At 42.8% G+C, this 5309-nt stretch carries 5 protein-coding genes; 1 reads left to right on the top strand and 4 read right to left on the bottom strand.

The window, feature by feature from the left end:
• The 3 genes from ABZB17_RS20175 to nuoE all read right to left on the bottom strand — a co-directional run.
• Window positions 1-1740, bottom strand: a 1740-nt coding sequence (locus tag ABZB17_RS20175) for an NADH-dependent [FeFe] hydrogenase, group A6 (protein ID WP_372653009.1), incomplete at its 3' end; no start/stop codon positions are given.
• A 21-nt stretch (window positions 1741-1761) separates the two neighbouring features.
• A complete protein-coding gene (locus ABZB17_RS20170; RefSeq protein ID WP_163321860.1) occupies window positions 1762-2946 on the bottom strand; it encodes an NADH-quinone oxidoreductase subunit F in 1185 nt (394 codons plus the stop codon).
• 10 nt (window positions 2947-2956) lie between these two features.
• Window positions 2957-3433, bottom strand: coding sequence for an NADH-quinone oxidoreductase subunit NuoE (gene nuoE, locus ABZB17_RS20165; protein WP_319482025.1), 477 nt, complete (start codon window positions 3431-3433; stop codon window positions 2957-2959).
• Window positions 3434-3875: 442 nt separating this feature from the next.
• Between nuoE and ABZB17_RS20160 the strand changes: the two genes are divergently transcribed.
• Complete coding sequence (locus ABZB17_RS20160) at window positions 3876-4277, top strand: carboxypeptidase-like regulatory domain-containing protein (RefSeq protein ID WP_045026817.1); 402 nt, start codon at window positions 3876-3878, stop codon at window positions 4275-4277.
• 24 nt (window positions 4278-4301) lie between these two features.
• On the opposite strand, the gene ABZB17_RS20155 is transcribed toward ABZB17_RS20160, so the two are convergent.
• On the bottom strand, window positions 4302-5309 hold a 1008-nt coding region (locus ABZB17_RS20155), incomplete at its 5' end, for an alkaline phosphatase family protein (RefSeq protein WP_372653007.1).

Raw genomic sequence — 5309 nt, 5'->3', positions numbered from 1 at the left:
TTCACCGAGTGGTTCTTTTAAAAAGTCTTTGTATAACTTATTGATTTCATGGTTTTCGTGCGATTTGCGAATCGGTAGTCCTTCATCTTCGGCATAAATCGCCTCGGCGCGCTTCTGCCTGATTTCCGGATTAGTAGGAATTGGCTGTCCGCCGCCGCCCAGGCAACCGCCCGGGCAGGCCATAAACTCAATAAAATGGTAATCGGCAGTACCGACCCTCACTGATTCCATAACGGTTTTGGCATTTATTAGCCCGTGAGCTATGGCGCATTTTAGTTCTACGCCATCAAGAAATGCCCACTCTTCTACCGGATTTTCAATTTTTATGGTTGCTTCACGAATTCCATCATTTCCCCGCACTGGAGTAATGTTAAGGTTTTCGAACGGAACTTCGCGGCCGGTAACAATTTCGTAGGCGGTACGCAAAGCGGCTTCCATAACGCCGCCGGTTGCTCCGAAAATTACTGCTGCACCCGATGATTCGCCCATTAAACGGTCGTATTTTGCTGGCTCCAGTTTATTGAAATCCAAACCAGCCTGTTTAATCAATATGGCCAGTTCGCGTGTGGTTAAAACATAGTCAACATCGCGATAACCACTGTCGTGCATTTCCGGACGGAAAGCTTCGTATTTTTTAGCGGTACACGGCATTATTGAAACTGAAACAATGTCTTCCGGTTTTATGTTTCGGGCATTGGCGTAGTATGTTTTAACCAGCGCGCCGAACATTTGTTGCGGCGATTTACAGGTCGACAGGTTTTTCAAATTCTCCGGAAACATGTGTTCGATGTATTTGATCCAACCCGGCGAACATGATGTTGCCATTGGTAACGAAACTGATTCGTCTTTGTCTACCAGTGCTTTTTTCAGGCGGGTAAGTAATTCGGTTCCTTCTTCGATAATAGTAAGGTCGGCGGTAAAATCGGTGTCAAGTACCGAATCGAATCCCAAACGTTTTAAAGCGGCGACCATTTTGCCGGTTATGCTTTTCCCAGGTTTCATTCCAAGTTCTTCGCCAAGTCCAACACGTACCGCAGGCGCAGTTTGCACCACAACATGTTTGTTCGGATTGGCAATGGCTTCCCAGACTTCTTCAATGTAGTTTTTTTCAACCAGCGCTCCGGTAGGGCAGTGATTAACACATTGTCCGCAGTTGGTACAAACCACGTCCCGCATGGCTTTTTCGAAGAAGGTGGTGATTTTCATTTTATCGCCTTTGTGCGCCACGGTAAGTGCATTAACGCCCTGTAATCCGGCGCAGGTTCGTACACAACGCTGGCAACGAATACATTTGCTGTCGTCTTTAATTATCGACGGTGAATAGGAATCAATTGAGACGTGTTTTAACGGAACAAGTTCGATGAAATCCTGAGTCATAATTTTATACTCCGAAGCAAGCGTTTGTAATTCGCAGTTTCCGTTGCGGTAACATTTGGTACAATCGGCGTTGTGTTCTGCCAGCAGTAGCTCAATGATTTGTTTGCGCGAGTTCCGAACTTTTAAACTATTGGTAAGTATTTCCATGCCTTCTTCGCAGGGGGTTGCGCAGGCTGCCGATAAGCGGTTTTGCCCGGCTACCTCAACTACACAAACACGGCAGTTTCCTGCAACGCACAAATCTTTATGATGACAAAGTGTTGGAATGGTTATTCCTTGTTCTTCTGCAGCCTCCAGGATGGTTTTCCCAGCTGAAATCTCCACCGGAAAACCGTTTATACTGATACTAACTTTTTTGCTCATAATCTTTCTTTTTGCGGATTGTTAATAAATCATCTCCTCTCTAAAGTTCTCTACAATCGACGAGAACGAATTCGCCACCGATTGCCCAAGGCCACATTTGGCCGTGTATTGCATCGTTTCGGTGAGGCGCAATAACTTGTCGAGATAGGAGGCGGGTTTTTCACCACGTTTTACCGCTTTAATGCCCAGTAATAATTGCTGGCATCCTACGCGGCAAGGTGTGCACTGCCCACATGATTCTTCGCGGAAAAATTCGAGGTAATTATCAAGTACATTAAACATCGAACGCGAACTATTAAAAAGCATCATCGATCCGCCGGTTGGCAACGAAATACCGGTTAGTTTTCCTTTAAAACCAATAGCGGCATCTTTAAATTTTTTGCGCGGAACAAGAAAACCCGAAGCTCCGCCAACCTGTACGGCTTTGGTATCGCCGTCGCCAAATTCGTAAACGAAATCCTGCAGGCTCATTCCCAGCTCCAATTCGTAAATACCCGGTTTGGGTGTATCGCCCGATACCGAGAACAATTTGGTGCCACGCGAGTATTGCACGCCTAAATCGTAGAATTTTTTTGCACCGTATTTAAAAATAGTGAAAGTGTGCACCAGTGTTTCCACATTGTTGATTACGGTAGGTTTTCCCATAAAACCGGCTTGCGTGGGGAATGGTGGTTTGTTGCGCGGCTCACCACGTTTTCCTTCCATAGATTCCATTAAAGCGGTTTCTTCACCGCAAATGTAAGCGCCACTACCCATAAAAATCGAGATCTTGAAATCAAGATTTGTCTCCTGGCAGTAGTAGTCGAACTCGTCGATGACCTTGTTTAACTCGGGTAACAGGAATTTATATTCGCCCCGTAAATAGATAAAGCCTCTTTTCGCTCCGGTAATATACCCGCAAATAGCCATTGCCGTTAGAACTTTATAGGGAACGCGCGATAAAATTTCGCGGTCTTTAAAAGTGCCTGGCTCGCCCTCGTCGGCATTACATATCACGTATTTTTCTTTCTCTTTTGATTCCGCAGTAAGCTTCCATTTTAATCCGGTTGGAAAACCTGCTCCGCCACGTCCTTTTAACTCCGAACTGATGAGTTCATTGATAAGCTCCTGTGGTTTCCTTTTAAGTGTTGATGAGAGAATTTTTTCCCAGTCGTTTTCATTTCTGAAAATGAAATCTACACGTTTTAATTGATTTGAAGTTGCCATAATTGCCGGTTTAGTGATTTTGATTTACTTTCATGTAGGCCGAGAGTATCTCCCTCACTTTCTCAGGAGTGAGTTCGGTATAAATTTCATCGTTAATCAGCATTGCCGGTGCCTTGTGACACCAGCCCAGGCAGTTGGTTTCCAGCAGGGTGAATTGTTTGTCGGGGGTGGTTTCCCCTAAACTAATCTTTAGCATGTCTTGTATGGCAAACAAAATCTGGTTTTTACCTTTCATGGCGCAGGTAATGGTTTTGCACACCCGAATAATGAACTTTCCGGTAGGTTTGGTTTCAAGAAATGAATAAAAAGTGGCAGTTCCGTAAACATCGGCAGCCGGAATATCAATTTCCCGGGCAATCTCGATCATCGAACGTTCCGAAAGAAAATTTTCCTGTTCAACCACTCCTTGTAAAATGGGTAAAACACTCTCCCGGCTACGACCATGTTTCTCAGCCAGGTTTTTAACTAAGGTTTGGATTGGATCCATGAGGCAAGTTTTAGTTTTTAAGATTGGTTTTTAGTTGTTATTGTTAAGTAGAGCGCCAGTTAAGGCTGGATCGATTTTTAATTGCTGTACGAAATAAAGAAATAAATCTTTATTTATTATAAACAAATGTACGGAGTAATCGCATAAAATAACAGCATATTTGCTTCATAACATTATGTTTTTCAGCAGAAAACAGATAATGTGATCAAGTCGGGTTTTAAATTGAGCGGAGAACCTAATTTTTGTCATGTATAAATGTGTTCTAAAAATGGTTAAGAAGGGGCGGAGTGCAATGCAGTCTAAATAAGAATTATTAGCTGAGGTCAAAACATGAGATTCATTAACAATTTATTTAAAGAAAATTAAAGAATGAAGCAACCTTTTTGTGCTGTTTTTTGTCTAATTTTATAGAGCCATAAAACAATTTAACAAGTTCATTAAAATGAAAACAGTATTAATCACCCATTTCGCTGTTCTGTTATTAATTATTCCGGGCATGAGTTGGGCCCAAATCGTAACCATAACAGGTTATGTTAATAATGGATCCAACGGAAAAGCTATGGAAAACGTAAGTATTTTTGAAAAGAATTCAGGAATCGGAACAATTACCAATCAGAATGGATTTTATAAACTAATTCTTGATAAGGGCGATATTGATTTGTCCATTTCAAACGGAGGATTTAAGCCGGTCTTACACCACGTTGAAGCTGTTTCCGACACTACATTGGTAGTTAGCCTTCAGCCACTGTTGAGCAGTAAAAACCGACAGAAAAAGAACGATCAGGTACATGCTGAGCTGGAACTGGAAAAGAAGAATGATAGAAAGGGATTTAAACTGTTCTAACGCCTTTGCCAGCAAACAGCTTTTTTATTTCGTTTCCACAATTTCTTTAATAATTTTTCCCTGGCATTTGTCGGGTCTCGGCACCGAGATTAGTTCGGCCAGTGTTGGCACCAGGTCAACAGCATTGTGCGTTGTGCTAATCGTTTGTGCTTTAATTCCTTTTCCCCAGATTACTACCGGAATTCGCGACTGATCGGTGTAATTGGCACGTTTGAATTTATAACCGGGTTGCCAGCCTTCCTTTAAGGTATAGATAAAATCGCCCGAACGGTTTTTGTGGTACGTATTGTACAGCGGTTCGAACAAGCCGTTTGCCGAGCTTCCCTGTTCCAGTTGGAAGGCGGGCATCGATACCTGAACGCCGGTAAACTGGTTGATGAAATTTGATGAAACCTCGCGCAATTCATTTAGCGTTACATTATCGTTTTTATTAATAATATCGTGATCGAGGTAAAGCTGAAGATCGGAATAATGTTCGATCCATTTCTCTTCGCCGTAGGTAATATTCAGGTATGAAGTAAGCAGCGCAATGGCACTTTCAACATTAAAATAATCAACGGTCAGGTGAAATTCTTCCTTCAAATATTCAACCGGGTACGAAGCAGATGTGTTGGCCGTTAGGAAAAACAAAACGTTGTCTTTTCCGAATTTCTCTTCAGCGGCATCAACCAATTCTCCAATGTACTGATCGAGATACAGGTAAGTATCTTCCATTTCAAGCGATGCCGGTCCGAATGAACCATTTTCGTAATCCATGCTCGAAAATACTGCCGTAACAAAATCGGTTACGTTATCCGTTCCAATTTCCTCGTTCTCCAACAAACGCAGGGTAAAATCCTTGATCATCATATTGGCCGATGGCGTTGTTTTAAACGGCCGGAAATTGTTGGTGCGGCTAATGTATTTGTTTATGGAATGCGGGAAAGTATTAAACTCACCGAAATAACCACGCTCCAGCAGATAGTCGTCGCGGAGGCTTTCGGTGTATTCGGTTTCCGGAAGAAGCGTCGTCCAGGTGCGGTGACTGTAAAT

It is taken from the genome of Draconibacterium sp., from assembly GCF_041583095.1.
Lineage (GTDB): Bacteria > Bacteroidota > Bacteroidia > Bacteroidales > Prolixibacteraceae > Draconibacterium.
This window is presented reverse-complemented; position numbering and strand designations above follow the sequence as displayed.